Origin of the sequence: Pseudonocardia adelaidensis (assembly GCF_039543345.1) — a bacterium.
Taxonomy (GTDB): Bacteria; Actinomycetota; Actinomycetes; order Mycobacteriales; family Pseudonocardiaceae; genus Pseudonocardia; species Pseudonocardia adelaidensis.
This window is the reverse complement of record NZ_BAABJO010000013.1, coordinates 25,667-50,946: the sequence shown is the minus strand read 5'-3', so window position 1 is coordinate 50,946 and position 25,280 is coordinate 25,667. Positions and strand designations below refer to the sequence as shown.

Annotated in this window: 28 protein-coding genes and 1 pseudogene; 14 read left to right on the top strand and 15 right to left on the bottom strand. The window is 73.0% G+C overall.

The features are described from left to right. Positions 1 to 127 precede the first annotated feature (127 nt). Complete coding sequence (gene glpX / locus ABEA81_RS18820) at positions 128 to 1,204, top strand: class II fructose-bisphosphatase (protein WP_345606479.1); 1,077 nt, start codon at positions 128 to 130, stop codon at positions 1,202 to 1,204. Positions 1,205 to 1,207: 3 nt separating this feature from the next. Here the strand turns inward: glpX and ABEA81_RS18815 are convergent, their stop codons facing one another. Beyond that, positions 1,208 to 1,414, bottom strand: a complete 207-nt coding sequence (locus ABEA81_RS18815; RefSeq protein ID WP_345606478.1) for a response regulator transcription factor — start codon at positions 1,412 to 1,414, stop codon at positions 1,208 to 1,210. Positions 1,415 to 1,678: 264 nt separating this feature from the next. Between ABEA81_RS18815 and ABEA81_RS18810 the strand changes: the two genes are divergently transcribed. Together ABEA81_RS18810 and ABEA81_RS18805 are read left to right on the top strand one after the other, a co-directional pair. Then, positions 1,679 to 3,079: a class II fumarate hydratase gene (locus ABEA81_RS18810; protein ID WP_345606477.1), complete on the top strand. Its 1,401-nt coding sequence runs from the start codon at positions 1,679 to 1,681 to the stop codon at positions 3,077 to 3,079. 166 nt (positions 3,080 to 3,245) lie between these two features. Beyond that, a complete protein-coding gene (locus ABEA81_RS18805; RefSeq protein ID WP_345606476.1) occupies positions 3,246 to 3,431 on the top strand; it encodes a hypothetical protein in 186 nt (61 codons plus the stop codon). A 43-nt stretch (positions 3,432 to 3,474) separates the two neighbouring features. On the opposite strand, the gene ABEA81_RS18800 is transcribed toward ABEA81_RS18805, so the two are convergent. Together ABEA81_RS18800 and ABEA81_RS18795 are read right to left on the bottom strand one after the other, a co-directional pair. Beyond that, positions 3,475 to 3,600, bottom strand: a complete 126-nt coding sequence (locus ABEA81_RS18800; RefSeq protein WP_345606475.1) for a hypothetical protein — start codon at positions 3,598 to 3,600, stop codon at positions 3,475 to 3,477. Positions 3,601 to 3,728: 128 nt separating this feature from the next. Continuing rightward, entirely contained in the window at positions 3,729 to 4,322 is a 594-nt protein-coding gene (locus tag ABEA81_RS18795) for an SDR family oxidoreductase (protein WP_345606474.1), read from the bottom strand. Between the two features lie 142 nt (positions 4,323 to 4,464). Here ABEA81_RS18795 and ABEA81_RS18790 point away from each other — a divergent pair, with 142 nt between their 5' ends. Continuing rightward, positions 4,465 to 5,406: an AraC family transcriptional regulator gene (locus ABEA81_RS18790; RefSeq protein WP_345606473.1), complete on the top strand. Its 942-nt coding sequence runs from the start codon at positions 4,465 to 4,467 to the stop codon at positions 5,404 to 5,406. 24 nt (positions 5,407 to 5,430) lie between these two features. On the opposite strand, the gene ABEA81_RS18785 is transcribed toward ABEA81_RS18790, so the two are convergent. Both ABEA81_RS18785 and ABEA81_RS18780 read right to left on the bottom strand, forming a co-directional pair. Then, positions 5,431 to 6,153 (bottom strand): zinc-binding alcohol dehydrogenase family protein, encoded by a 723-nt coding sequence (locus ABEA81_RS18785; RefSeq protein WP_345606472.1) that lies wholly within the window; start codon positions 6,151 to 6,153, stop codon positions 5,431 to 5,433. Between the two features lie 71 nt (positions 6,154 to 6,224). Then, a pseudogene (locus ABEA81_RS18780) lies at positions 6,225 to 6,317 on the bottom strand (hypothetical protein); the annotation flags it as partial. Here ABEA81_RS18780 and ABEA81_RS18775 point away from each other — a divergent pair. The 4 genes from ABEA81_RS18775 to ABEA81_RS18760 are packed head-to-tail and all read left to right on the top strand — an operon-like array spanning position 6,292 to position 9,974. Continuing rightward, positions 6,292 to 6,435 (top strand): hypothetical protein, encoded by a 144-nt coding sequence (locus ABEA81_RS18775; protein ID WP_345606660.1) that lies wholly within the window; start codon positions 6,292 to 6,294, stop codon positions 6,433 to 6,435. The pseudogene ABEA81_RS18780 and the gene ABEA81_RS18775 sit on opposite strands and share 26 nt — an antisense overlap. Positions 6,436 to 6,477: 42 nt before the next feature. Next, complete coding sequence (locus ABEA81_RS18770; RefSeq protein WP_459077152.1) at positions 6,478 to 8,019, top strand: ATP-dependent DNA ligase; 1,542 nt, start codon at positions 6,478 to 6,480, stop codon at positions 8,017 to 8,019. Then, positions 8,016 to 8,522 (top strand): hypothetical protein, encoded by a 507-nt coding sequence (locus tag ABEA81_RS18765; RefSeq protein ID WP_345606470.1) that lies wholly within the window; start codon positions 8,016 to 8,018, stop codon positions 8,520 to 8,522. Before ABEA81_RS18770 ends, ABEA81_RS18765 begins: the two co-directional genes overlap by 4 nt. A 12-nt stretch (positions 8,523 to 8,534) precedes the next feature. Beyond that, positions 8,535 to 9,974, top strand: a complete 1,440-nt coding sequence (locus tag ABEA81_RS18760) for a GuaB1 family IMP dehydrogenase-related protein (protein WP_345606469.1) — start codon at positions 8,535 to 8,537, stop codon at positions 9,972 to 9,974. Positions 9,975 to 10,051: 77 nt separating this feature from the next. Here ABEA81_RS18760 and ABEA81_RS18755 read toward each other — a convergent pair whose 3' ends face one another. Further along, on the bottom strand, positions 10,052 to 11,389 hold the full coding sequence (locus tag ABEA81_RS18755; protein ID WP_345606468.1) for a PhoH family protein: 1,338 nt from the start codon (positions 11,387 to 11,389) through the stop codon (positions 10,052 to 10,054). Between the two features lie 838 nt (positions 11,390 to 12,227). Here ABEA81_RS18755 and ABEA81_RS18750 point away from each other — a divergent pair. Continuing rightward, positions 12,228 to 12,644: a hypothetical protein gene (locus ABEA81_RS18750; protein ID WP_345606467.1), complete on the top strand. Its 417-nt coding sequence runs from the start codon at positions 12,228 to 12,230 to the stop codon at positions 12,642 to 12,644. 97 nt (positions 12,645 to 12,741) lie between these two features. Here the strand turns inward: ABEA81_RS18750 and ABEA81_RS18745 are convergent, their stop codons facing one another. Next, positions 12,742 to 13,512 (bottom strand): isoprenyl transferase, encoded by a 771-nt coding sequence (locus tag ABEA81_RS18745; protein WP_345606466.1) that lies wholly within the window; start codon positions 13,510 to 13,512, stop codon positions 12,742 to 12,744. A 151-nt stretch (positions 13,513 to 13,663) separates the two neighbouring features. Between ABEA81_RS18745 and trhA the strand changes: the two genes are divergently transcribed. Next, the gene (trhA, locus tag ABEA81_RS18740) at positions 13,664 to 14,329 is read left to right on the top strand and encodes a PAQR family membrane homeostasis protein TrhA (RefSeq protein ID WP_345606648.1); all 666 of its coding nucleotides are present in this window, start codon (positions 13,664 to 13,666) and stop codon (positions 14,327 to 14,329) included. 58 nt (positions 14,330 to 14,387) lie between these two features. Next, on the top strand, positions 14,388 to 14,837 hold the full coding sequence (locus ABEA81_RS18735; protein WP_345606465.1) for a PPOX class F420-dependent oxidoreductase: 450 nt from the start codon (positions 14,388 to 14,390) through the stop codon (positions 14,835 to 14,837). A gap of 10 nt (positions 14,838 to 14,847) precedes the next feature. Here the strand turns inward: ABEA81_RS18735 and ABEA81_RS18730 are convergent, their stop codons facing one another. The 4 genes from ABEA81_RS18730 to ABEA81_RS18715 all read right to left on the bottom strand — a co-directional run bounded on the left by ABEA81_RS18730 (position 14,848) and on the right by ABEA81_RS18715 (position 18,326). Further along, entirely contained in the window at positions 14,848 to 15,444 is a 597-nt protein-coding gene (locus ABEA81_RS18730) for a hypothetical protein (protein ID WP_345606464.1), read from the bottom strand. Positions 15,445 to 15,522: 78 nt separating this feature from the next. Further along, positions 15,523 to 16,725: a sigma-70 family RNA polymerase sigma factor gene (locus ABEA81_RS18725; protein WP_345606463.1), complete on the bottom strand. Its 1,203-nt coding sequence runs from the start codon at positions 16,723 to 16,725 to the stop codon at positions 15,523 to 15,525. 202 nt (positions 16,726 to 16,927) lie between these two features. After that, positions 16,928 to 17,686: an SDR family oxidoreductase gene (locus tag ABEA81_RS18720; protein WP_345606462.1), complete on the bottom strand. Its 759-nt coding sequence runs from the start codon at positions 17,684 to 17,686 to the stop codon at positions 16,928 to 16,930. A gap of 178 nt (positions 17,687 to 17,864) precedes the next feature. After that, positions 17,865 to 18,326, bottom strand: coding sequence for a winged helix-turn-helix transcriptional regulator (locus ABEA81_RS18715; protein WP_345606461.1), 462 nt, complete (start codon positions 18,324 to 18,326; stop codon positions 17,865 to 17,867). A 150-nt stretch (positions 18,327 to 18,476) separates the two neighbouring features. On the opposite strand from ABEA81_RS18715, the gene ABEA81_RS18710 reads away from it, so the two are divergent. Next, a complete protein-coding gene (locus tag ABEA81_RS18710) occupies positions 18,477 to 19,271 on the top strand; it encodes an SDR family NAD(P)-dependent oxidoreductase (protein WP_345606460.1) in 795 nt (264 codons plus the stop codon). A 39-nt stretch (positions 19,272 to 19,310) separates the two neighbouring features. On the opposite strand, the gene ABEA81_RS18705 is transcribed toward ABEA81_RS18710, so the two are convergent. From ABEA81_RS18705 to mca, 3 genes are read right to left on the bottom strand one after another with little or no spacing between them, the layout of a single operon-like run. After that, complete coding sequence (locus ABEA81_RS18705) at positions 19,311 to 21,329, bottom strand: thioredoxin domain-containing protein (protein WP_345606459.1); 2,019 nt, start codon at positions 21,327 to 21,329, stop codon at positions 19,311 to 19,313. A 12-nt stretch (positions 21,330 to 21,341) separates the two neighbouring features. Further along, on the bottom strand, positions 21,342 to 21,608 hold the full coding sequence (locus ABEA81_RS18700) for a hypothetical protein (protein WP_345606458.1): 267 nt from the start codon (positions 21,606 to 21,608) through the stop codon (positions 21,342 to 21,344). Between the two features lie 55 nt (positions 21,609 to 21,663). Next, positions 21,664 to 22,578, bottom strand: a complete 915-nt coding sequence (gene mca / locus ABEA81_RS18695) for a mycothiol conjugate amidase Mca (protein ID WP_345606457.1) — start codon at positions 22,576 to 22,578, stop codon at positions 21,664 to 21,666. 522 nt (positions 22,579 to 23,100) lie between these two features. Between mca and greA the strand changes: the two genes are divergently transcribed. After that, positions 23,101 to 23,595 carry a transcription elongation factor GreA gene (greA, locus tag ABEA81_RS18690; RefSeq protein WP_345606456.1) on the top strand — a complete coding sequence of 165 codons (495 nt, stop codon included), beginning with the start codon at positions 23,101 to 23,103 and terminating at the stop codon, positions 23,593 to 23,595. A gap of 64 nt (positions 23,596 to 23,659) precedes the next feature. Here the strand turns inward: greA and ilvA are convergent, their stop codons facing one another. Then, complete coding sequence (gene ilvA, locus ABEA81_RS18685) at positions 23,660 to 24,880, bottom strand: threonine ammonia-lyase (protein WP_345606454.1); 1,221 nt, start codon at positions 24,878 to 24,880, stop codon at positions 23,660 to 23,662. A 119-nt stretch (positions 24,881 to 24,999) separates the two neighbouring features. Between ilvA and ABEA81_RS18680 the strand changes: the two genes are divergently transcribed. Continuing rightward, on the top strand, positions 25,000 to 25,227 hold the full coding sequence (locus ABEA81_RS18680; protein ID WP_345606453.1) for a hypothetical protein: 228 nt from the start codon (positions 25,000 to 25,002) through the stop codon (positions 25,225 to 25,227). The last annotated feature ends 53 nt before the right edge of the window (positions 25,228 to 25,280 follow it).

Here is a 25,280-nt window from a genome sequence, read left to right as displayed (position 1 = left end):
CGGGCGGACGGGCCGTCGTGCTGATGCTCTCATCGGCGTTCGACGAGACCTCGGACGGTCGCCGGATCTGCGAGGATCGGGATCCACGAGCCCGCGCCATCGTCGGTCCGGGGGTAAGGAGGGCGAGATGACGACATCCGAGGGCGTGGCGACCCCACGCGAGAGCCGTCGCGAGGCACCGGACCGCAACCTGGCGATGGAGCTCGTCCGCGTCACCGAGGCGGCGGCCATGGCCGCAGGCCGATGGGTGGGCCGCGGCGACAAGAACGGTGGTGACGGCGCAGCGGTCGACGCGATGCGCCAGCTCATCGGCACCGTGTCCATGCGGGGCGTCGTGGTGATCGGCGAGGGCGAGAAGGACGAGGCGCCCATGCTGTTCAACGGCGAGCACGTCGGCGACGGCACCGGCCCCGAGTGCGACGTGGCCGTCGACCCGATCGACGGCACCACGCTGATGGCCAAGGGCATGCCGGGGTCCGTCGCCGTGCTGGCGGTGGCCGAGCGCGGCGCGATGTTCGACCCGTCGGCCGTGTTCTACATGGAGAAGCTCGCCGTCGGCCCGGAGGCGGCCGACGTCATCGACATCACCGTCCCGATCGGCGAGAACATCCGCCGCGTGGCCAGGGCCAAGCACCTCGACGTCAGCGACGTCACGGTGTGCGTCCTGGACCGGCCGCGGCACGAGTCGCTCGTCAAGGAGATCCGCCGCACCGGGGCCCGCATCCAGTTCATCACCGACGGCGACGTCGCGGGCTCGATCTCCGCGGCCCGCGCGCACACCGGCATCGACCTGCTGGTCGGCATCGGCGGCACCCCGGAGGGCATCATCAGCGCGGCCGCGCTCAAGTGCATGGGCGGCGCCATCCAGGGCCGCCTGTGGCCCCGCGACGACGAGGAGCGGGAGAAGGCCGTCTCCGCGGGCCACGACCTCGACCGGGTGCTCACCACCGACGAGCTCGTCCAGGGCGACAACGTCTTCTTCTGCGCCACCGGCGTCACCGACGGCGACCTCCTCCAGGGCGTGCGCTACTGGGCGGGCGGCTGCACCACGCAGTCGATCGTCATGCGCTCGAAGTCCGGCACCGTCCGCATGATCGAGGGCTCGCACCGGCTCACGAAGCTGCGCGAGTACTCCTCGGTGAACTTCGACCTCTCCGCGGAGCAGATCGCCGAGGCGGAGCACACCCCGCCGCCCTTGCCGTAGGGGCTACCGCGCCGGGAGCAGGCCCAGGCGCTGGGCCCGGAGCACGGCGGCCAACCGGTCACCCACGCCGAGCTTGAGCCGTTCGAGGTGCTTGTGCACCGTCCGCTCGGTGATCAGCAGCTTGCGGCCGATCGCGGCGGCGGTGAGGCCGTCGGCGAGCTCACCGAGCACGGCGAGCTCTCGTGGCGTCAGGTGCAGGCTGGTGGCCACCTCGACACCAGCACCGCGGCGCGGTATGACCGCAGCACGATCTGGCTGCGCTGTCGGCGGGGCTGTCGGCGGGGCCGTCGCGGCGCGCCCCCGCACGCGGGGTGGCCCCCGGTTCCGGCCGCTCCCGGGGACGGGAGCGCCACTTCCACACCGGGCGATGGTTGCGCCTGCAGCCGCCCGTGGGGATACGCACAACTGCGTATCCCCACGGCCACCGCCACCTCCGGGTGCACCCGGGTGTCGGCGGGGAGAACACTGGAACGCATGGCCACCGACGACGGGTTCCGGATCGAGCACGACACGATGGGCGAGGTCAGGGTGCCCGTCGACGCACTCTGGCGCGCGCAGACCCAGCGTGCCGTCGAGAACTTCCCGATCTCCGGCCGCGGCTTGGAGCGCGCCCAGATCCGCGCGCTCGGCCTGGTCAAAGGTGCCGCCGCGCGGGTGAACAAGCAGATCGGCGTGCTCCCGCCAGAGCTCGCCGACGCGATCGCCGCCGCCGCGGACGAGGTCGCCGCCGGCATGCACGACGAGCACTTCCCGGTGGACGTCTTCCAGACCGGCTCCGGCACCAGCTCCAACATGAACGCCAACGAGGTGATCGCGTCGATCGCCGCCCGCTCCGGCGTGGACGTGCACCCGAACGACCACGTCAACGCGTCCCAGTCGTCCAACGACGTCTTCCCGACCACGATCCACGTGGCTGCCACCGAGGCGCTGGTGGGCGACGTCGTCCCCGCCCTCGAGCACCTCGCCGGGGCGCTGCGCCGCCGCGCCGAGGACTGGGCGGACGTGGTCAAGGCGGGACGCACGCACCTCATGGACGCCGTCCCGATCACGCTCGGGCAGGAGGCGGGCGGCTGGGCGACGCAGATGGCGTACGGCGCCGCTCGCGTCCGCGACGTGCTGCCCCGGCTGGCCCAGCTCCCGATCGGCGGCACCGCCGTGGGCACAGGGCTGAACGCTCCCCCGGAGTTCGCGTCCCGCATCGTCGAGGAGCTGCGCGCGGCCACCGGCCTGCAGGAGCTCACCGAGGCCGAGAACCACATCGAGGCGCAGGGCGCACGCGACGGCCTCGTGGAGGCGTCCGGCGCGCTGCGCACGGTGGCCGTCTCCCTGTTCAAGGTGGCCAACGACATCCGCTGGCTCGGCTCCGGGCCGCGCACCGGCCTCGCCGAGCTGCGCCTTCCCGACCTGCAGCCGGGCAGCTCGATCATGCCGGGCAAGGTCAACCCCGTGATCTGCGAGGCCACGATGATGGTGGCCGCCCAGGTCATCGGGAACGACGCCACCGTCGCGTTCTCGGGGTCGCAGGGCAACCTCGAGCTCAACGTGATGATGCCGGTGATGGCGCGCAACCTGCTCGAGTCGGCCCGGCTCCTCGCGGCCGCCGCGCGGGTGCTCGCCGACAAGGTCGTCGACGGCGCCGAGGCCGACCTCGAACGCACCCGGGAGCTCGCCGAGTCCTCGCCGTCGATCGTCACCCCGCTCAACCGCTACCTCGGCTACGAGGAGGCGGCCTCGATCGCGAAGCAGTCGCTCGAGGAGCGCAAGACGATCCGCGAGGTCGTGATCGAACGCGGGCACGTCGACAACGGCAAGCTCACCACCGAACAGCTCGACGCCGCCCTCGACGTGCTGTCGATGGCCCGGGGCGGCAGGTGACCCGCGACGCGAGCGGGCCCGCCGATCACTCGGCCCGTCCACCGACGGCATCCTGCTGCCGGCCGGCCTGATGCCCTCCGGGCGTCCGGTCGTGCCGGCCCCGCGGACCCGACCCGCCCCAGCCCGTGCGGCCCTCGGCCAGGCCGCCGTCAGCCTGCGGCACGACGTGACGGCCGAGAGCGTGCGGCAGGCCCTCGCCGACGTGCGCACCGCCCTGCGGTCCTGCCTCGCGGGTGACCGCGAGCGCAGCTACGACGACATCGTCCTTCTGGACGACGCGGGCGTGTGCACCGGCATCGTCCGCGTCACCGACCTGCTGCCGGAGGCGACGGCCGCGACCAGCGCCGCCTGACCGGCATGGGGCCGGTCCCGGCGGCTTCACACGTCGGAGCCGATCAGACCGCGAAGACCTCGTCGGCGTAGGCGGCCAGCGTCCGCGGGGCGTGCCCGGTGAGGCGCCGGACGTCGTCCGTCACGCCGTCGAACACACCCGCGCGCACCAGCACGAACAGGTCCATCATGTGGTCGATCCACGGGTCCGGACGGCCGGACCTCGCGAAGTGCGCGCGGTGCTGCTCGACATCGGCGTCGACGTGCCGGACCGGGCGGCCCGATGCCTCGGCGAGAACCTCGGCGACCTCCTCGTACGTCAGCGCCTCGGTCCCGTCAGGTCGTACTCCCGACCGTGGTGGCCGTCCGCGGTCAGGACCGCTGCCGCCGCCTCGGCGACGTCGCGGGCGTCGACGAAGCCCACCCGCCTGCCGTTGCTGCCCGCGTACAGCTCATCGTCCTCGCGGATCGCCCTCGCGTGCACCGCGTCGTCCTCGTCGAAGTTCTGCATCAGCCAGTTCGGCCGCAGGATCGTCCATTCCCGGCCCGATTCCCGCACCGCCCGCTCCACGGCCCGGCGAGGCGCCGTCGTGGGGGCCTGGTCGACGCCGAACGCCGACATGAGCACGACGTGCCGGGCCCGGGGGGCGGAGGCGACGAGCCGGGCGATCAGGTCGGCGGCCTGGCCGTCGCTGTCGAGCCCCTTGACGAACACGGCGTCGGAGCCGGCGACCGAGGCCCCCCAGGTCGACTCGTCGTACCAGTCGAACCGGGTCGGTGTCACGGTGCCCGACGGCCGGCCCGGGTGCCGGCTCGCCGCTCGGACCGAGACGCCTGCGGCGGCGAGCGCCGCCGTCACGCGCTTGCCCGCCTTGCCCGTCGCGCCTTCCACCCACACCGTTCCGGAGGTCATGGTCCGCTCCTTCTCATCCCGTCGATGAACCCAACGTAGGCGAGGCCTACGAGACGAGAAATGGCTGATGCGCGCATTTCATTGTCCGATCGTCTCCGTCCTGTAGACGCTCGTTGTCAGCATCGAGGGCTAGGGTGACGCCGTGGACGTGCTCGCCGACGTCTTGGCCGCCATGCGGGTGGGGCGGCCGGTCGCCGCGCTCACCGAGGCGCACGCCCCGTGGGGGTTGCGCTTCGACCACGTCATGGGCGCCGCGTTCCACGTCGTGCTCCAGGGCACGTGCTGGCTGACCCCGATCGACGGGAGCGGGTTCGCACCGGTCGAACTGGGGCCCGGCGACGTGGTGCTGCTCGGCATCGGCACCCCGCACGCCCTCGTTTCCGCGGGCGGCGTGCCGCTCGGCGACTTCACGCCCACCCGCGACTCACCGGACGCGCCGTTCGGGCGGCTCGTGCTGCCCGGGTCCGGTGTGCGCTCGACGGTCGTGTGCGGCGCATACCGGTTGGCGCGCAGCCGGCCGCACCCGCTGCTGCGCGACCTGCCCGAGGTCGTGCACCTGTCGGCGCTGCCGGGCCGCCATCCCGGTCTGCGCGCGATGGTCGAGCTCCTCGGTCTCGAGCTGCGGACCTCGCCACCCGGTGCCGCCGCCGTCACACCGTCGCTCGTGGACGCGCTGCTCGTCTACCTGCTCCGCGCGTGGCTGCAGGATTCCGCCGACACCAGCAGCTGGTCGGCGGCCATGGCCGATCCCGCCGCCGCACGGGTTCTCGCCGCCGTCCACGCCGAGCCGGCCCGCGCGTGGACCGTCGAACAGCTCGCCGGCGTCGCCGGGCTGTCCCGGGCCGCGTTCGCCCGCCGGTTCGTCGCGCTGGTCGGCGAACCGCCGCTGACCTACGTGACCCGCTGGCGCATGACGATCGCGGCCCGGCTGCTGCGCGACACCGACAAGACCCTCGCGCAGGTCGGGTCGGTCGTCGGGTACGGCTCCGCGTTCGCCTTCGCGAAGGCGTTCCGGCGGGAGTACGCGACCACGCCGGGTGACTACCGCGCAGCCGCGACGGGACATCGAGGATCGTCCGACTGACGATGCACCCGCCCGGTGCGCGCCTCAGGGGACGAGGACCGCGGCGCCGGTGATCCGGTCGCCCGCGAGGTCGGCCAGCACGCGGTCGGCCTCGGCGAGCGGCCACGTCGACACCGTGGGTCGTACGCGCAGCGCCGCCGCCAGCCGGAGGAACTCCTCGCCGTCGGCGCGGGTGTTGGCGGTGACGCTGCGCACCTGCTTCTCCCGGAACAGCTCGTCCGCGTACCCGAGGCGCGGGATGTCCGTGAGGTGGATTCCGGCGACGGCGAGCGTGCCGCCCTGGTCGAGCGCGCGCAGCGCGACCGGGACGAGGTCACCCGCCGGCGCGAAGAGGATCGCCGAGTCCAGCGGCTCCGGCGGCGGACCCGACCCGGCCGACGCCGCGCCGAGCTCCCGGGCGAGCGCCTGCGCGTCGCCCGACCGCGTCACCACGTGCACCGCGGCGCCCTGCGCGACCGCCACCTGCGCGACCACGTGCGCCGACGCGCCGAAGCCGTAGATGCCCAGGCGTCCGCCCGGCGGGAGCTCGGCCCGCACCAGCGCCCGGTAGCCGACGATCCCGGCGCAGAGCAGCGGGGCGGCCACCGCGTCGTCGAGCGCCTCCGGCAGCCGGTACGCGAACGCCTCGGGCACGACGGCGCGCTCGGCGTAGCCGCCGTCGGCGTCCCACCCGGTGAACAGCGCCGACGGGCACAGGTTCTCGCGGCCGGTCCGGCACCAGCGGCACCGGCCGCACGTGCCGCGCAACCAGGGACCCCGATCCGCTCGCCCACCGCGAACCGCCCCGCGCCCGGTCCGAGCGCGTCGACCACACCGACGACCTCGTGCCCCGGCACCGTCCGCGGCCTGCGCGGCGCCAGGTCGCCCTCGGCGAGGTGCAGGTCCGTGCGGCAGACGCCGCACGCCGTCACCCGGATCCGCACCTCCCCCACCGCCGGCTCGGGGTCCGGCGACATCACCCACCGCAGCGGCCCCTCCGCGGCCGGCGCCGGCCGCTCCACCACCCATGCGCGCACCCCACCATCCTGACGCGATCCTCGGATGTCGGTGCGCGCTGTCAGGATGGGGGGCGTGCTCCTCGCCGACGTCGTCGCCACCTCCGCCGCGGTCGGGGCCACCCGCGCCCGCAGGGCGAAGACGGCCGCGCTGGCCGCCCTGCTGCGCCGCGCCGAGGGCGCCGAGGTCGAGCCCGCCACGGCATGGCTGGCCGGCGAGCCGCGCCAGAGCCGGCTGGGCACCGGATGGCGAACGCTCGCCGGCATCGACGCCCGGCCGGCGGCGCGGCCCACACTGGAGGTCGTCGCGGTCGAGCACACCCTCGACGAGCTGGCGGCCACCACCGGTGCGGGCTCCACGGCCCGCCGCACCGCGCTGCTCGGGGAGCTGTTCGGCGCCGCCACCGCCGACGAGCAGGCGTTCCTGCGCAGGCTGCTCACCGGCGAGCTGCGCCAGGGCGCCCTCGAAGGCGTGATGCTGGAGGCGATCGCCGCGGCCGCGGAGGTCCCGTCCACGGTCGTACGCCGCGCGTTCATGCTCTCCGGGCAGCTCCCGGCCACGGCCCGGCTCGCACTCACCGAGGGCGTCACCGGCCTCGAGGCCGTCACGCTGCAGGTCGGCAGGCCGGTGCGGCCCATGCTGGCCTCCCCCGCCGAGGCGCTCGACACCGCGCTGGCCGAGCTGGCGCCGGAGGTGGCCGTCGAGTTCAAGCTCGACGGCGCGCGCATCCAGGTCCACCGCCACGGCGACGAGGTGCGGGTCTGGACGCGCACCCTGCGGGAGATCACGGCGAGCGTCCCGGAGCTGGTCGAGCTGGTCCGTGCCCTCCCCTGCCGCTCGGTGGTGCTCGACGGCGAGACGCTCGCGCTGCGCGACGACGGCAGGCCGCGCCCGTTCCAGGAGACGATGAGCCGCTTCGGCGCGGCCGCGGGCGAGCTGCTGCTGCAGCCGTTCTTCTTCGACTGCCTGCACCTCGACGGCGCCGACCTGCTCGACGAGCCGCTGCACGTCCGGCTCCGCGCGCTGGAGCGGGTCGCGGCCGCGCACCGGATGCCGGGGGCCGTGCGCCCCACTCCCGAGGAGGCCGCCGAGCTGCTCGAACGCGCGCTCGAGGCGGGCCACGAGGGCGTGATGGTCAAGTCGTTGACGGCGCCGTACGCGGCGGGGCGGCGGGGCCGGGCGTGGCAGAAGGTCAAGCCGGTGCACACGCTCGACCTCGTCGTGCTGGGCGCCGAATGGGGGTACGGCCGGCGGACCGGCTCGCTCTCCAACATCCACCTCGGGGCACGCGACCCAGACGGCGGTGAGCCGATCATGGTGGGCAAGACCTTCAAGGGCATGACCGACGAGCTGCTCGCCTGGCAGACCGCCACCTTCCCCGGGCTCGCCCGGGAGGAACCTCGGGGGACGGAAGCCGGCGGGGCGGGTGAGCACAGCCACGAGGTCTTGCTCCGCCCCGAGCTCGTCGTGGAGATCGAGCTCGACGGCGTGCAGCGCAGCCCGCGGTACCCGGGCGGCGTGGCGCTGCGGTTCGCCCGGGTGCTGCGCTACCGCCCCGACAAGACGCCCGCGGAGGCCGACACGATCGACGCCGTCCGCGCGCTGCTGCGCGAGTGATCCGGCTCTGGTCGTTCCAGCCGCTCTCCCGGCTGGCCGAGCTGCGGGAGTCCGGCGAGCTGGTCGGCTCGTGGGAGCACGTTCCGCGGAGCCGGGGCGACGCGTTCCGCAAGGCGTACGCCGCGATGGTCGCCGCGATGGAACGGGCCGGCGTGCTCACGAACGGCAGGCCACCGGTCTGGGCGTGGGGTGGCCGGTGCGGCGTCACCGTCCTGGACGCGCACATGCTGGTCGGCGAGCCGCTCTGGGACGGGTACGCCACCGTCGAGTTCACGGCGCCCGGTGAGCTGGCGCTCGCCACCGACTACGGGGCGTGGAACGACTACCTGTTCGCGCTGCTCGACGGCGTCGAGCCGGTTCCGCCCGGCTGGGACGTCCCGACGCCGGTCGCCGACGAGCTCGTGCAGGTCTGCCTGCCGGGCCTCCGCGCAGAGTGGGTGCGGGAGGTCCGGCCGCTCCCGCGGTCGCCGCACGACGTCACGGACTGGTCGGCGAGCGCGTAGACTCGTCTTCTCGTGCGCTTCCTCGACGGGCAAGAGCCGAACCACGACCTCACCTACGACGATGTCTTCCTCGTCCCGGGCCGGTCGTCGGTCGCATCGCGGTACGACGTCGACCTCACCACGGCCGACGGTTCCGGCGCCACGGTCCCGGTGATCGCCGCGAACATGACGTCGGTGGCCGGGCGGCGGATGGCCGAGACGCTGGCCCGCCGCGGCGGTCTCACCGTGCTCCCCCAGGACGTTGCACCCGAGGCGGTGGCCGGGATCGTCGCCTGGATCAAGTCCCGGCATCCGGTGTGGGACACGCCGCTCGTGCTCACGCCGGCCGATGCCGTGGCCGACGCGCTCAACCTGCTGCCCAAGCGGGCACACGGCGCGGTCGTCGTGGTGGACGATGGCGGCCGCCCGGTCGGCACCGTCGACGAGGCGGCGTGCACCGGGGTCGACCGCTTCACGCGGCTGGGCGACGTGCTCGACGGGAACCCGCTCACGCTCCCGCTGGACACGCCCCCGCGCGAGGTGTTCGAGGCGCTCGGCGCCCGCCGCGTGGCGCTCGGGCTGGACTCCGACGGCCGGCTCGCCGGCCTGCTCACCGCGCTCGGTGCGCTGCGGGCCGAGCTCTACCGCCCCGCACTCGACGGCGACGGCCGGCTGCGCACCGCGGCGGCGGTGGGGATCAACGGCGACGTGGGGGTCAAGGCCAAGGCCCTGCTGGACGCCGGCGTGGACGTGCTCGTGGTCGACACGGCGCACGGCCACCAGGACAGGATGCTCGACGCGCTGCGCGCCGTCCGGAAGGTCGTCTCCGAGGCGGGCTCGACCGTGCCGGTGGCCGCGGGCAACGTCGTCACCGCGGAGGGCGTGCGCGATCTCGCGGCCGCGGGAGCCGACATCGTCAAGGTTGGCGTGGGCCCGGGCGCGATGTGCACCACGCGGATGATGACGGGTGTCGGGCGCCCGCAGTTCTCCGCGGTGCTGGAGTGCGCGGCTGCCGGCCGTGACCTCGGCGTGCGGATCTGGGCGGACGGCGGGGTCCGCTGGCCGCGCGACGTGGCGCTGGCCCTGGCCGCCGGTGCGTCCGCGGTGATGATCGGCTCCTGGCTCGCCGGCACCTACGAGTCGCCCGGCGACCTGCTGCGCGACGAGGGCGGGCGGCCGTACAAGGAGTCGTTCGGGATGGCCTCCAAGCGCGCGGTGAGCGCCCGCACCCGCGAGGAGAGCGCGTTCGACCGCGCCCGCAAGGCCCTGTTCGAGGAGGGCATCTCCAGCTCGAAGCAGCTGCTCGACCCGGTGCGACCCGGCGTGGAGGACGTGCTCGACGAGATCTGCTCCGGCGTCCGTTCGGCGTGCACCTACGCCGGCGCGCGGAGCCTGGACGAGCTGCACGAGCGCGCAGCGGTGGGCGTCCAGACCACGGCGGGCTTCACGGAGGGCACCCCCCACGGCCTGTGAGGCCGTCCCCAATTGCAGCAAAGCCACTTTCATGCAAGCACGTTGCGTGAAAGTGGCTTTGCTGCAATCCGAGCTCGTTAGGCGGCAGGCCCCTCCAGCATCTCCGTCACGAGCGCCGCGATCGGGCTGCGCTCGCTCCGGGTGAGCGTGACGTGGGCGAAGAGCGGGTGGCCCTTCAGCTTCTCGATGACGGCCGCGATGCCGTCGTGGCGGCCGACCCGCAGGTTGTCGCGCTGCGCGACGTCGTGGGTGAGCACCACCCGGGACGCGGTGCCGAGCCGGGAGAGCACCGTGAGCAGCACGTTGCGCTCCAGCGACTGCGCCTCGTCGACGATCACGAACGCGTCGTGCAGGGAGCGCCCGCGGATGTGGGTGAGCGGGAGCACCTCGAGCATGCCGCGGGCGATGACCTCCTCGAGGACGTTCTGGCTGACCAGTGCGCCGAGGGTGTCGAAGACGGCCTGTGCCCAGGGGGCCATCTTCTCGCTCTCGCTGCCGGGGAGGTAGCCGAGCTCCTGCCCGCCGACGGCGTAGAGCGGCCGGAACACGACGACCTTGCGGTGCTGCTGGCGCTCCATCACCGCCTCCAGGCCCGCGCACAACGCCAGCGCGGACTTCCCGGTGCCGGCGCGGCCGCCGAGCGAGATGATGCCGACCTCGGGGTCGAGGAGCAGGTCGAGCGCGACGCGCTGCTCCGCGGAGCGCCCGTGCAGCCCGAACGCCTCGCGGTCCCCGCGCACGAGCCGCACCCGCTTGTCCGCGCCGATCCGGCCGAGCGCGGCCGAGGCTCCGCCGATGAGCCGCAGCCCGGTGTTGGCCGGCAGCTCGCGGGCGGCATCGTGGTCGATCGCCCCGTCGCGGAAGAGCGCGTCCACGTCGTCGGCGGTGACCTCCAGGTCGGCCATCCCGGTCCACCCCGAGGGCACCACGTCGAGGGCGTGGTACTCGTCGGCCTGCAACCCGACGGCGGCGGCCTTCACCCGCAGCGGCATGTCCTTGCTCACCAGCACCACCTCACCGAGGCCCGCGAGCTTGCGCTCGGCGGCCAGGTTCAGGGCGCACGCCAGGATCCGGCTGTCGTTGGAGTCGGTGCGGAAACCCGCGGGCAACACCTCCGGGTCGCTGTGGTTGAGCTCGACGTGCAGGGTTCCGCCTGCGGTGCCGATCGGCACCGGCGCGTCCAGGCGGCCGTGTTCGATGCGCAGTTCGTCGAGCATGCGCAACGCCGTGCGGGCGAACCACCCCAGTTCCGGGTGGTGCCGCTTGCCCTCGAGTTCGGAGATCACCACGAGCGGCAGGACGACCTCGTGCTCGTCGAACCGGGTCAGCGACCACGGGTCCGAGAGCAGCACCGAGGTGTCGAGCACGTAGCAGCGGGTGGTGGGCGAAGCGGGGGCAGTACGACGGTCGGTCACGGAGGCTCCTCGCTAGCGCTCGGTGCGACCGCCACCGGTGCCCGAGGTGCCGGGCCCGGACGAGCGGCCGACGAGTGCTCCCTGGTGGACGCGGCACCGCGTCCACATCACCGGTGGGCCGGTCGACCCTGGCTCGGTCGCTGCCGACGGCCTGGAGCTCGCCGCCGCACACGCCCAAGAGGGCCGGGTGCCGGCCCCCTCTGGTGCAACTGCCACCACGACCAGGGCCTCCCCAGCAGTCCGCATCGGGTACGGGCCGCCACCGTGAACGCTACCGGCGGTCACCCGGGTGCGGTCAACAGCAACTGTGTGTTGTCCTGCGTCAGCGAACCGAGAATTAGCGGAACGGACTACCGTCCATCGCTCCACGGACACCGCCCGTCGTGGCCGCTGTGGGTGTCCTGACCCGGTCGGCCCGCGACGACCCGGCCACCCGGCGCACCCGGGCTCGCGCGGCAGGAGCGCCGGGCTGACGAACGGATGGCCGGCGCGCACATCCCGCCGTGCGCAGCCCGCCAGAACTCGGGGAATGGTGCGGAACAGTCGCGAACACGCTCCGTTGCCGGCAAAAAAGATACGCGCGCATCCGGGTGATTAACACTCACGGTCCGTGGCGATCACTGCCGAACGGGCCGCAGTGGCGGGCGGGCAGCACCCCCGAAAGAGGGCGTAACCAAACTGGGAGTACTCGGCTCACACGATAGTGGTACGTGGTTTGTTTCCGGCCACCGCGGCCCGCTAGCTTTTTCCGCAGTCAGCGAGGGCTCCCCGGCCATAAACGCTGACTCTGAATGGGATCGGCTCCGGTCGACTCCGGACACTCAACAGGAGATGAACTGTGCTGAAGAAGGCTGGAATTGTCGTGGCCACGGCCGCTGCCGGTCTGCTCGCGGTGAGCCCGCTCGCCTTCGCTGGCGACAAGGACGACCACGACGGTCACGGGCACGGTCACCACGGCAAGTCCAAGGTCGAGGACGTCAACAGCATCGACGGCTCGAACGAGGGCCTGATCAACGTGGCCGGCAACAACATCGCCGTCCCGGTGAACGTCTGCGACAACCAGGTCCCGGTGAACGTCCTGGGTGTCCAGGTGCCGCTGAACGACACCAACGTGCTCGCCGACCTGACCGGTGCGCTCGGCCTGGGTCTGCTGGGCCACAACGACACCGACGCCGACCGCGACGGCGACACCACGCTCGACGACTCCTGCACCGCGGCCGCCGAGTCCGGCGACAGCGCCGAGATCGACGACTGATCTCGTAGGATCGATCGCGGAACGGCGCCGGGCCTTAGGGTCCGGCGCCGTTTTGTGTGGTGCCGAGCGGGTCGGGTACGAACGTGTCAGGTACGAGCTAGGAACCGAACCGGCGGTGCCTGGCCGCGTAGTCGCGCAACGCGCGCAGGAAATCGACCCGGCGGAACTCGGGCCAGTAGGCCTCGCAGAACCAGAACTCCGAGTGCGCCGACTGCCAGAGCAGGAAGCCGGACAACCGCTGCTCTCCCGAGGTGCGGATCACCAGATCCGGATCGGGCTGGCCGGACGTGTACAGGTTCGCGGCGATGTGATCGACGTCGAGCACCTCGGCGAGCTCCTCGATCGTGGTGCCCGACTCGGCGTGCTGCAGCAGCAGCTTGCGGACCGCGTCGGCGATCTCCTGCCGGCCGCCGTACCCGATCGCGACGTTCAGCTCGAGCCCCGGCCGCCCCTGCGTGCGCGCCGCGGCGGCCGAGAGCTTGTCGGCCATGTCGCCCGGAAGGAGCTCGAGGGCACCGACGACGCGCAGCCGCCAGCGGCCGGCGGGGCCGGAGAGCTCGTCGACGACGTCGGTGATGATCTTCAGGAGCGGCTCGAGCTCCTCGGACGGTCGCTTGAGGTTGTCGGTGGACAGCAGCCACAGCGTCACGACCTCGACGCCGGCCTCCTCGCACCACGCGAGCAGGTCGGCGATCCTCGCGGCGCCCACGCGGTGGCCGTCGTTGACGTCGACGAAACCCGCGTCGCGCGCCCATCGACGGTTGCCGTCGAGCATCACCGCCACGTGCCGGGGCCGCGCGGCCGCACCGGCCAGCTCTCGGCTCAGCTTGCGCTCGTACACCGAGTACAGCAGGTCGCGGACACCCACGGCGGAACAGCGTACGCCCGGCCCCCTCGCCGCCCGCAGACCTAGGCCGTGTCCCGTGGATCGCGAGCCACGGCCTGGCCGTGCGTTCACGCACAGGACACCTCGAAGCCCTCGATGCTGTCGTAACCTCGGCCGGGTGACCACCGGAACCATGGACTCGCCATCTCCCGGCGGGCCGCTGCTCAAGCCGCGGATGCGTGGCTGGCTGCACTTCTGGTCGTTCACCGTCTCGATCGCGGCAGGCGCCACCCTGATCGCCGTCTCGGCGGCCCTGGTCGGGGCGGCCGCGGCGCTCGCCGTCTCCGTGTACGCAGCCACCACACTCGGCCTGTTCGGGGTGAGCGCGCTCTACCACCGGCGCACCTGGCGCACACCGCGCGGCCGGGCCGTGATGCGCAGGCTCGACCATTCGATGATCTTCCTGTTCATCGCAGGCACCTACACACCGGTGGCCGCGCTCGCCATGGATCCCGGCACCGCCCGCACGGTGCTCACGGTGGTGTGGGTGGGCGCGCTCGCCGGCGTCGTGCTGAAGACGGCGTGGCCGCACGCGCCCGCGTGGGTCGGGGTGCCGATCTACATCGCACTCGGCTGGGTGGCGGTGTTCGTCATCCCCGCGATCCTCGTCGGCGGCGGGGTGGCGGCGCTGGTGCTGATTCTGGTCGGTGGCCTGCTCTACACCGTCGGCGCGATCTTCTACGCCACGCGCCGGCCCAACCCGTGGCCTGCCACGTTCGGGTACCACGAGTTCTTCCACGCCGCCACCGTGCTCGCGGCGATCTGCCACCACGTGGCGATCTGGCTCATCCTGTTCTGACCCGGCTCCTGTTCTGACCCGGCGGAATGCCGCCCGGCACGGCGCGGTTGGCCCGGTCATGACGTCCGCCACCGACAGCGCCGCCACTGCCTTCGATCCCCACGCGCTGCTGGCCGAGAGCCGGATCGGCGTGCTCGCCACCCTCCGGGCCGACGGCCGCCCGCAGCTCTCCCCCGTCACGCCGTACTACGACCGGGACGCGGGGGTCATCTACGTCTCGGTCGTGGAGGGCCGGGCGAAGACGTCGAACCTCCGGCGCGATCCGCGCGCTGCGCTCGAGGTGACCAGCGCCGACGGGTGGGCCTGGGCCACCGCCGACGGCACGGCCGAGCTGATCGGCCCCGGCACCGACCCGCACGGCCCCGAGGTGGAGGCGCTGGTCGGCTACTACCGGTCGGCCGCGGGCGAGCACCCCGACTGGGACGAGTACCGGTCCGTGATGGTGGCCGACCGCCGGGTGCTCCTGGCCCTGCACGTCGAGCGCGTGTACGGCCAGAAGATCCGGTGACCGGGGCCGGCTAGGCGCTGCCGCCGGTCGGGCCCTTCGCGCGAAGCTCGTCCACGCGCGCCATCGCCTCCCGCAGCTCGCCCAGCCACTCGTCGGCGTGCTGGCCGACCAGCTTGACCGCCCAGGCCAGCGCGTCGGAGCGGGAGCGGGCGACCCCCGAGTCGACGAGCGTGTCGAGCACGATGCGCTCCGGCTGACGCAGCCGCGTCATCACCGGCACCGAGGCCACCGTGAACAGCTCCTCGGTGTCGCCGATCCGCGCGCCCCACGCCACCTTCCGCTGGTAGCGGTGCTCCGCCTGGCGCGCGATCTCGATGCGCTCCTCGCGGGTGGTCTCGCGGAACCGGGAGATCCGGCCCGCCACGGCCGCTGCCCGGTCCGCGCGGCCGGACTCGGTGTCCGCGAACTCGCCCTCCAGCGGCGGCAGCTCCCCGACGATCAAGATCTCCTCCCGGTCGACCGTGACGTCGGGCGCGCCCGTGAACCACCCGTCGGGCAGCCTGCCCTGCAGCCACGCCGCCGCGTCGTCCGCGCCGGGGAGATCGGCCTGCTGCCAACCGCCCCGCCCGGGCCCGCGCCCCCGGCCCCCGGGCCATCCTCGATGCATCCGTCCGCCCATCATCACGACCTCCCACGACTGATGCTTACGAGATTACATCGCAATGGCCGTAACGTGGGAGTGTTCTCACGGGGCGAACGCCGGCGCTCCCGAGCCCGACTCGTCTGCACCGGGACCGCGATAGTGGCTCGTGGTGAGGAAGAAGTTGATCTCGTCGATCAGCGAGCCGCGGAGCGTGAGCACGGCGACGTGGTTCGGCACGAAGGTGCCGCCCCGGTCCCGGCTGGAGGCCACGACTGCGAGCTGACCGTTGGCGCGGGTGGGGGTCAGCCGCCACGTCATCCGGCCGCTGAGCGCCAGCACTCCGAGGCCAGCTGCCACCGCGCACCGGCCGCGGTACCACGTTGCGGTCGGCGGCATCGCGATCGTCGCGCTCTCGGTCAGCATCGCCGCGATCGCGTCGACGTCGTTGCGCTCCCAGGCGCGGACGTAGCTGTCCACGATCGCTCGCAGCCCCTCGTCACCGAGCGATCGCAAGGTCGCCTGCTGACTGACCTCGGGGATGCGCTGCTCGACGGTCTGGTGGGCGCGCTGCAGCGTGCTGTACACCGACGCCGGGGTCGTCTCGAGCGCAGCGGCGACCTCCGCGCCGGAGAAGCCGAGCACGTCGCGCAGGATCAACACCGCCCGTTGGCGGGCCGGGAGGTGCTGGAGCGCCGCGACGAACGCCAGCTCGATGCTCTCCCGCTGCTCGTACCGCGCCTCCGGGCCGGCCGGCCCGCCGTCGAGGCCGAGCCGCTCGTCGGGGTACGGCTCGATCCATGTCGATTCGACGAGCGGCTCACCGAGCGGCTCGTGCGGATCGGCCGGTGGGCCGTAGCCGATCGGCAGCACGCGTCCCGGTCGACGCTCGATCGCCCTCAGGCAGACGTTGGTCGCGATCGTGTACAGCCACGAACGCAACGAGCTCCGGCCCTGGAACGACGACAGGCCCCGCCACGCCCGCAACAGCGTCTCCTGCACCGCGTCCTCGGCGTCGTGGACCGAGCCGAGCATCCGGTAACAGTGCGCGTGCAGCGCGCGGCGGTGCCCCTCGACGAGCTCCACGTAGGCGCTCTCGTTCCCCGCCACGGCGGCTTCGAGCAGCGTTGACTCGGTCATCCCGTTCCCCTCACGAGGCTGCTCGGGCTGCCAGAGCGCGATCTCGCCGCCCACGCTCGATCGCAGCACGCTGCTCCACCCCGCCGGGCCCTCCCGCGCCGGGAGAAGCACCGACGCGCCGAGCCGGCGTCCGCGCTCGGTGATCGCGTCGATCTCCTCGACCTCCACGTACGGGAGCCACGTCGCGGACGCCGTGCCGCACTCGACGATCCCGCCATCGAGCGGCCCGCCGAGCGCGAGCGCGTGGTAGGAACCCCGGCGGACGTCGATCCGCTCCGTGCGCCACTGCAGCAGCCGCTCGTAGAACGCTCGCGCCGCAGAGATCGTGGGTGTGCAGCTCGAGGTGCACGACCGGGTTCATGAACCGCCCCTACGCCGGGGTCGCGACGATCGCCGCCAGCTGCCGCTCCACGCTCTTGGGCGAGGAGTGGAACTGCTCGCCGAAGGTCAGGGCGAAGCGGTCCGGGAAGATGTCCTCGTCGCCTGCCTCGACGCCGTCGAGGATCGCGTTCGCGACGACCTCCGGCGGGGTCTTCTCGAACTGAGGCGGGAGGTCCTTCGTCATGTCGGTGTCGACGGGCCCCGGGTAGACGCCGTGCACCCGCACCCGCCGACCCGCCAACAGGGCGCGTGACGCCTGGGTCAGCGAGTGCAGCGCGGCCTTCGACGCGCTGTACGTGGATTGGAGCGGCACGTTGCTGAGGCCGGCCGCCGAACCGACGTTGACGATGGCGCCACCGCGGCGCACCAGCGCGTCCCCGAAGCCTCGCAGCATCCGCAAGGCCCCGAAGTAGTTGACCTCCATCTCGCGCCGAGCAACCTCGACGATCGCCTCGTCGGTCAGCTCCGTCGGCTCGAACGCACCCGCGTTGTTGAACAGCACATCGACGTCCGCGGCCTCCCGTGCGACCTCGGCGACCTGGTCGGCGTCGGTGACGTCCAACCGCAACGCGGCCACGCGAGAGCCGTAGCGCTCCTGCAACACCGCGAGCGTCTTCGGATCACGCGCCGTGGCGTAGACCTTCGTCGCGCCGCGCTCCAACAGTGCCTCGGTGATCGCGCGGCCGATGCCCCTGTTGGCCCCGGTCACCAGCGCCACCGATCCTTCGATCCGGGTAGGTCCCTGCACGTCTGCCTCCTCGAGCTGGTTCTCGTAGGTGGAGATCCGGGGAGGCGCCGAATCCATCGGTCGACGTACCGAGCACGACGCCGAGCAGCTCGATGCCGGCGAGCAGGACGGACGGGGAGCGGGTGCCACGACGACGCTCCGGCACCACGCCTTCCGCGGACACCGACTCCGGCTCGGGTCAGGGTTGTGACGCCTGGCGCGCCGTGGGGTGTGCTTCGACCGCGTCGGCGGCCACAGGTTGGCCGCAGTCGCGGCAGACGGTCTGCTGGTGGACGGCGCCGCCGCAGCGGGCGTGCCTGAGGATGACGGGGGGATCGCCTGGCGCGACCCAGCGGTCGCCCCAGTGCGTGAGGGCCACGATGACAGGTTGCAGCTCGCGGCCCTTCTCGGTCAGGACGTAGTCGTGGTAGGGCGATCCCGTCGGATCGGGTTGCCGCTCCATCAGCCCTTCTTCGACGAAGTGGTCGAGCCGCGCCGCGAGGATGTTGCGGGCGATCCCGAGGCTGCGTTGGAACTCCCCGAAGCGGGTGATCCCCCGGAAGAGCGCATGGCGAATGATCATCAGGCTCCAGCGCTCACCGACGACCTCGAGCGCGCGCGCCGCCGAGCAGTCTTGCGTTGCGTAGGTACGGCCCAGCATCGGTACAGGATATCCGGCCTGGTTGCATGACGAGACCACGGACTGCTACGTTCCTGCAGTTGCATCACGCAACTAGGATGCCGACGGCGCTCGGCAAGGCGCCCCTGCCGGCTCGGCTGTCCGGCCGATCCACCTCACCAGGAGCTGACAGTGTTGCTCGAGCAGAAGAACGCGATCGTGTACGGAGCGAGCGGGGCGATCGGAAGCGCCGTCGCGCACGCCTTCGCCGCGGAGGGAGCCCGGGTCTTCCTCGCCGGGCGCACCAGGTCCACGCTGGAAGTGGTCGCAAAGAAGATCCAGACCGCGGGTGGCCTCGCCGATGTCGCCGTGGTGGACGTGCTGGACGCCGATGCCGTCGAAACGCACGCCGACGCGGTGGTCCGCGACGCCGGATCCCTGGACATCTCCTTCAACGCCATCAGCCTCCCCCAGACGGGTATTCAGGGCACCCGGATCGTCGACCTGTCGCCCGAGGGCTTCGACCTGCCCATGGCCACCTACCCCAAGGCCAACTTCCTGACCGCCAGGGCTGCGGGACGGCGCATGAGTAGCCAGCAGGGGGCGGGCGTGATCCTGATGATCACTGCGTCTCCGTCGCGGACAGCCACCCCGCGCATGGGTGGTATGGCACCGGCATGGGCGGCGATCGAATCGCTGTCGCGCGGTCTCGCCGCCGAGCTCGGGCCGCACGGCGTCCGAGTCGTGTGCCTGAACGCAGCGGGGATGCCCGAAACGACGCAGCTCTCCGAGGTGTACGGCCTGCACGCCGACGCCTACGGCATCAGCCGCGACGCGTTCCAGGCCCGGATGGAGGGCCTGACACTGCGCAAGCGGTTGCCCGCGGTCGCCGAGATCGCCGATGTGGCCGCCTTCGTCGCCTCGGACCGTTCCAGTGCGATGACCGGGACGATCGCCAACCTCACCGGCGGCCTCGTCGTCGACTGACACGGTCCACGCAAGCGGACCGCGACTCCCGAAAGGTCGTCAGGGGCGCAGGAGGAGGCTCGCGGTGAGCTCTTCCACCGTGGTGGCCGGGCGGTCGCAGACGAAGCCGCGGCAGACGTAGGCCGCCGCTCCGCCGTCGACGAGGGGGCGGTCGGCGAGCAGTGGGACGCCTGGTGCGTCGGGCCGCCCGCGAACGACGACCGTGCCGCCCGCGGCCAGCCTGCGGGCGTGGGTGAGCAGCGCGTCCCGGCCCGCGTCGCCGTCCGCACCGACCACCGCGACCTGCAACGGGCCCCGCACCATCGCCTCGGCCGCCGTGAGCCAGTGACCGGCGAAGCGCGGGTGCTTCTCGGCGAGGACGCCGGCGGAGCGCAGAGCCGCCTCGGCCGCGGTGCGGTACCGATCGGGCTCGGCCACCAGCACCGACGCGGTCAGCAGCGCGGACGCGAGCGCGGACGCGCCGCACGGGGAGGCGTTGTCCGTGACGTCGCGGGGGCGGTGCAGGAGCGCCTCGGCGTCGTCGGCGGTGTCGAAGAACGAGCCCGGCTGGTCCGGGTCGGCGAAGTGCGCGAGCGCCGTGTCGAGCTGCTCGGTGGCGGCGGCCAGCCAGCGGGGCTCCCCGGTGGCCTGGTGCAGCGCGAGCAGCCCGTCGGCCAGGCAGCCGTGGTCCTCCAGGACGCCCGCGGCGGCACCGACCGTGCCGGCGCGCGACGAGCGCCGCAGCCGCCCGTCGACGACGTGCAGCCGCAGCAGCAGGTCGGCGGTCTCCGCCGCGCCCGCCACCCACTCCGGGTGCCCGAGAGCCGTCCCGGCCTCGGCGAGCGCGAGGATCGCGAGGCCGTTCCACGAGGTGACGACCTTGTCGTCGCGGGCGGGCTGCGGCCGCGCCGCCCTGGCGGCCAGCAGCGCGGCACGCACCCGCTGCCAGCGGGCCGGGTCGTCGGGGTCGGCGAGCAGCTGCAGTGTGGACGAGCCGTGCTCGAACGTCCCGGTGTCGGTGACTGTGAGCAGCGCGGCCGCCCACGTCCCGTCCTCGGCGCCGAGCACGTCCCGCAGCTGCCGAGGTGTCCAGGCGTACGTGAGGCCCTCGACGCCCTCGGTGTCGGCGTCGAGCGCGGAGGCGAAACCACCCTCGGCGGTGCGCAGGTCACGCAGCAGGAAGGCCGCGGTCTCCTCGGCGACCCGCCGCGGGAGCGGATCGGGTGACAGCCGCGCCAGGTGCGCGTAGACCCGCAGCAACAGGGCGTTGTCGTAGAGCATCTTCTCGAAGTGCGGCACCACCCAGCCCGCGTCCACGCTGTAACGGGCGAACCCGCCTGCCAGCTGGTCGTAGATCCCGCCGCGGGCCATCCGCTCGCACGTCACGGCGACCGAGCCCGGCACCTCGGCGCCGCCGGTCCGCTCGTGCCGGCGCAGGAGGAACTCCAGCGCCATGGACGGCGGGAACTTCGGTGCGCCGCCGAACCCGCCCGCCCGCGCGTCGAACTGCTCCTCGAGGGCGTCCGCGGCACGGTCCAGCAGGTCGGGGTCGATCCCCGCCGACGGCAGCACGACGGCGGCGCTGTCGGCGAGCCGGGCCGCGATCTCCCCGGCCGCAGCGCGCACCCGCGCACCGTCCTCCCGCCACGCGGTGGTGACGGCGTCGAGGAGCTGCCGGAAGCCGGGCATGCCGGCCCGGGGCGTGGGCGGGTAGTAGGTGCCGCAGTGGAACGGCTCCCCCGCGGGCGTGAGGAAGCACGTCATCGGCCAGCCGCCCTGGCCGGTCATCGCCTGCGTCGCGGCCATGTACACCGCGTCGATGTCCGGGCGCTCCTCCCGGTCCACCTTGATCGCGACGAAGTCGGCGTTGACCTGGTCGGCCGTGGCCGCATCCTCGAACGACTCGTGCGCCATCACGTGGCACCAGTGGCAGGCGGCGTAGCCGACCGACAGCAGGACGGGCACGCCCCGGTGGGCCGCTTCGGCGAACGCCTCGTCCGACCACTCCCACCAGTCGATGGGGTTGCCGGCGTGCTGGAGCAGGTACGGGCTGGTGGCCGAGGCCAGGCGGTTCGGCATCACACAACTCTCTCAGGCGCTGCCGCCGTCCGCCTTCTCCTTGTCGCCCTTCTGCTCCTCGTCGGTCTTCTCGAAGCTCCCGGGCAGGCGGCGGATGCGCTTGCTCATGCCGCGGATCAGCAGGATCGTGACCAGCGCCAACGTGAGGATGACGACGAGCGCGACGGGTGACGCCTTGCCGAACTCCTCACCCTGCCCCGGTGGCGGGGCGGGGTTCTGCGCCGGCACGGCGATCACCGCCGTACCGGCTGGAACGGCCTCGACCAGCAGCGGACTCATCCGGCAAACGGTACGCGCCCGTCGGAAAGTGTTCGCGAAGCGCCCGTGTGGCCGCTCAGACCGCCGGCCGCACCGCCACGGGCGCCCGGATGCCGGCGAACAGGTCGTCCTCGGGGACCGGGGCGTCGACGACGCTGCGGACGAGCTCGTAGTCCTCGGTGGGCCAGATCTCGCGCTGGATCTCGAGCGGGACGAAGAACCACCGGCTGCCGGGGTCGATCTGGGTCTCGTGGGCGAGCAGTGCCTTGTCGCGCGTCTCGAACCAGTCGGCGCACTCCACGCGGGTGGTGACCCGCTCGCTCGGGTCGCGGCGGTCGGCGGGCCAGTTCTTCAGCCACTCCTCGTACGGCGACTCCATCCCGCGCGCCAGCAGCGCCTCGTGGAACAGCTCCATCCGCTTCTTGGAGAAGCCGTGCGAGTAGTACAGCTTGAGCGGCTGCCACGGCGCGCCGGAATCGGGGAAGCGGTCGGGGTCACCCGCGGCCTCGAAGGCGGCCACCGAGATCTCGTGGCACCGGATGTGGTCGGGGTGCGGGTAGCCACCGTTCTCGTCGTAGGTGACGAGCACGTGCGGCCGGAACTCGCGGACGACGCGCACCAGGCGCTCGGTGGCGACGTCGAGGGGCTGCACGGCGAAGCACCCTTCCGGCAGCGGCGGCTTGGGGTCGCCCTCGGGGAGGCCGGAGTCGACGAAGCCGAGCCACCGGTGCTCCACACCGAGGATCTCGGCGGCCCGGGCCATCTCGGCGCGCCGGATCTCGGCCATGTTCTCGAGCACCTCGGGGCGGTTCATCGCCGGGTTGAGGATGCTGCCGGCCTCACCCCCGGTGCAGGTGACGACCATGACCTCGTGGCCCTCCGCCACGTAGCGGGCCGTGGTGGCCGCGCCCTTGCTGGACTCGTCGTCGGGGTGCGCGTGCACCGTCATGAGCCGCAGCGGGCCGGCACTGCTCGGATGGATCGAGGACATGGGAACGGCCGCGTTCCTTCCAACTCGGGCCCTCGGAGGGCCGGTATCACGGTTGATCGGGATGTCGATGGTCCCAGACACGCCCGACGGTTCGTGCAACGCGACCGGGGGCCCGCTCCTTCCCCCGGCCGGTTGTCACGGTCCGTGTTCGGCCGCTGCCACCAGCGCGAGGGGCCGGCCCGTCCGTCGCAACGCTCGCATCCGCTCCCCGAGACGGCTACGATCAGCGGTCGCCCGGATGCCGAACGGCCCGGCGTGGCGCGCGAGCAGGTGCACGTGCAACGGCGTGACCAGCAGCGATAGCGGTGCCGGGAACTTCCGGGGACGCCCGACCGTTCGTCGAAAGGCTGCGACGAGCGGCAGGTCCCGTGTTACCGTTGGAATCACACGGCCCGCAGGCGGGTCGTGTTTTTCCTTACTCGGGGCTTTGCCGCCCTCGAACCGGGCCGCCCTCAGGGGCGGTCGTGGCCGCGGGCGAAGTGGTCCGTGAGTCACATGGACCCTGGACAGGCTGGAGGAGTGATGACCGTGACGGATACCCAGGCGACCTGGCTGACCCAGGATGCCTACGACCGGCTCAAGCAGGAACTCGATGAGCTGATCGCCAACCGCCCGGTCATCGCCGCCGAGATCAACGCCCGCCGCGAGGAGGGCGACCTCAAGGAGAACGGCGGCTACCACGCCGCACGCGAGGAGCAGGGGCAGCAGGAGGCACGGATCCGGCAGCTGCAGGAGCTGCTGCGCACCGCGAAGGTCGGCGAGACGCCCTCCGACTCCGACACCGCCGCCCCCGGCATGGTGCTGAAGATCCGCTACGACGGCGACGACGAGACCGAGACGGTGCTGCTCGGCTCCCGTGAGGAGGGCAGCCGCGCCGACCTGGAGGTCGTGTCGCCGAACAGCCCGCTCGGCGCTGCGCTCCTGGGCGCCCACCCCGGCGACACGCGCGCCTACCAGCTGCCCGACGGCGGCAGCATGGAGGTCACGCTGGTCTCCGCGGAGCCGTTCCGCGCCTGATCGCACACCGCGGCCCGCGGGCGGAGCTCGGCTCCGTTCGCGGGCCGACGGTTGTCCGGGGGGATCAGACCAGGGAGTACCCGGCGGCGTTCAGGGCGTCCACCACCTCGGTGCAGTGCTCGGGGCCCCGGGTCTCCATCGAGATCGCGATCTCCACGTCGCCGAGCGGGGTGCCGGAGACCCGCGAGTGCGACACGTCGAGCACGTTGGCCCCGAGCGATCCCACCAGCGCGAGCAGCTCGGCCAGCGCGCCCGGCCGGTCCCCCACCCGCACCCGCAGCGACAGGTAGCGGGCCGCGGCCGCCATCCCGTGCTCGATCACGTGCAGGAGCACCAGCGGGTCGACGTTGCCGCCGGAGAGCACGGCCACGGCCGGCGTCGGGAACCGCCGCGGGTCCTCCAGCAGCGCCGCCACCGCCGCCGCTCCCGCCGGCTCCACGAGGAGCTTCGCCCGTTCGAGGCAGTGCAGCAACGCGCGGGAGAGCGCTTCCTCCCCCACCGTCACGATCTCGTCGACGAGCGCCGCGACCTGCGGGAACGTCACGTCGCCCGGCCGGCCGACCGCGATGCCGTCGGCCACGGTCCGCATGCCCTCGAGCGAGCGCGGGCCGCCGGCGGCGAGCGACGGCGGCCATGCCGCCGCCCCGGCGGCCTGCACACCGACCACGGCGACGTCGGAACGCTGCCCCTTCACGGCCGCGGCGATCCCGCCGAGCAGCCCACCGCCGCCGGTGCAGACGAGCACCGTCCGGACGTCCGGCACCTGCTCCAGCACCTCGAGCCCCACGGTGCCCTGCCCGGCGATCACGTCCGGGTGGTCGAACGGGTGCACGAACACGGCCCCGGTCCGCTCGGCGAACTCGGTGGCGGCCGCGATGCTGCCGTCGATCGTCTCGCCGACCAGGTGCACCTCGGCGCCGTAGGCCCGCGTGGCGCCGACCTTCGGGATCGCGGCCCGCTCGGGCATGAAGACGGTGGCCCGCGTGCCGAGCATCCGCGCGGCGAGCGCTACGCCTTGTGCGTGGTTGCCGGCGCTCGCGGCCACCACCCCGCGGGACCGCTCCGCCGGGTCCAGGCGGGCGATCCGCGTGTACGCGCCACGGATCTTGAACGATCCCGTGCGCTGGAGGTTCTCGCACTTGAGCCACACCGGCCCGCCGCAGAGCTCGGACAGGGCACGGGAGCCTGCCACCGGGGTGGCGGACACCACACCGGTGAGCAGCTCGCGGGCCGCCCGGACCTCCGCTACCCCGACCGGAGGAACGGGGGTGTCGACGGCGCCCATGCGGGCATCCTCGCACCGGCCCCGCGACCCACCGTCGCGGCACCGCGACGGCCATCCCGGTAACCTCGTGGGCACGGAGCGGTGAGCCGTACGGGCCGTCGCTCACGGGGGAGGTCGGGATGACACGGCTGCGGGCGATCGCTCCGCTGCTCGTGGCCGCGGTGCTCACCGCGATCGCAGTGGTCACGGTCAAGAGCGCGGGATGCGACGACCCCGGACGCTACGAGCTGGTGGGCGGCGGCTACCAGCTCGTCGGAGGCTGCATCGCGCCGGGCGACATCCTGGTACCCGAGCCGGCCCCGGTGGCTCCCCTGCCGGCAGCAGACCCGGCTCCCGCGAAGGGCTGACCTCCCCGTGCGAACTGCACCGTCGCACGCAAGGTGCGATCCGAAATGCCGCT